The following is a 1,212-nucleotide window of genomic DNA, read 5'->3' on the forward strand; positions in this document are numbered from 1 at the left end:
TGATCTCCTCCCTGAAAACAGTGCCAGACTAAACTGAAGTCTCCGGTCTTTCTTCCATCTCACAGAGAGGCACATCGCCATGAAAAAGACCCGCTATACCGAAGAACAGATCGCGTTTGCGCTGAAACAGGCCGAAACCGGCACCCGTGTCGGGGAAGTCTGCCGAAAGATGGGGATTTCTGAAGCCACTTTTTATAACTGGAAGAAGAAATTCGCCGGTCTGGGCGTGACCGAACTGCGGCGTCTGCGGCAACTGGAGGATGAAAATCAACGGCTGAAGAAACTGGTGGCTGACCTGAGTCTGGACAAGGAGATGCTGCAGGAGGTACTGAAACAAAAGTTCTGAGGCCGGCTCAGAAGCGTCAGGCGGTGCATTTTCTGCGGGAGGCTTACCGTATCAGTGTCCGACGGGGATGCGGACTGCTGATGCAGAGCAGAACCGTTTACCACTGGCAGAGCCGGCGGGATGATCGGGCGATAACCCTGCGTATCCGGGAAATAGCGGAAACCCGGATCCGCTACGGTTGCCCGCGTATTCATATTCAGCTGCGGCGGGAAGGCTGGCCTGTTAACCACAAGAAAACACACCGGATTTACTGTCTGGAAGGCCTCAACCTGCGCAGAAAACGCCCGCGCAGGCATGTCAGTGCAGCACATCGTCAGCAACGTCCGGTCCTGACCGGTGTCGATCAGTGCTGGAGTATGGATTTCGTGTCGGATAACCTGTTTAACGGACGACGTTTCCGGGCGCTGACTGTAGTGGATAATTTTAGTCGGGAGTGTGTGGCGATCCATGCCGGAAAGTCGCTGAAAGGTGAGGATGTGGTCGGTGTGATGGAAGGGTTGCGGGTGCTGGGCAAGCGCCTGCCGGTACGTATTCAGACAGATAACGGCAGCGAGTTTATTTCGAAAATTCTGGATAAATGGGCGTATGAGCACGGTGTCACAATGGACTTCTCCCGCCCCGGAAAACCAACGGATAACCCGTTTATTGAGTCATTTAATGGCAGTCTGCGGGATGAATGCCTGAACATTCACTGGTTCCTGTCGCTGGAAGATGCGCAGGACAAACTCGACAACTGGCGCAGGGAATATAATCATGAGAGAACGCATTCATCATTAAATGACATGACTCCGGCTGAATTCATCCGAAGTCTCCGGAAAGACGAGGATCTCTGATTTAGCACTGCACTGAATTTGGGCCAGGGTCAG

General features: G+C 53.5%; 1 protein-coding gene. It reads left to right on the forward strand.

Annotated features, from left to right (window positions below; all coding sequences use genetic code 11):
• Positions 1-79 precede the first annotated feature (79 nt).
• A protein-coding gene (locus tag ABLU67_RS23995; RefSeq protein WP_108703685.1) for an IS3 family transposase occupies positions 80-1,179 on the forward strand; the annotation gives its coding sequence in 2 pieces (ribosomal slippage) (positions 80-335 and positions 335-1,179; 1,101 coding nt in all).
• The last annotated feature ends 33 nt before the right edge of the window (positions 1,180-1,212 follow it).

It is taken from the genome of Klebsiella sp. GN_Kp190, from assembly GCF_040061795.1.
GTDB classification, from domain to species: domain Bacteria; phylum Pseudomonadota; class Gammaproteobacteria; order Enterobacterales; family Enterobacteriaceae; genus Klebsiella; species Klebsiella michiganensis.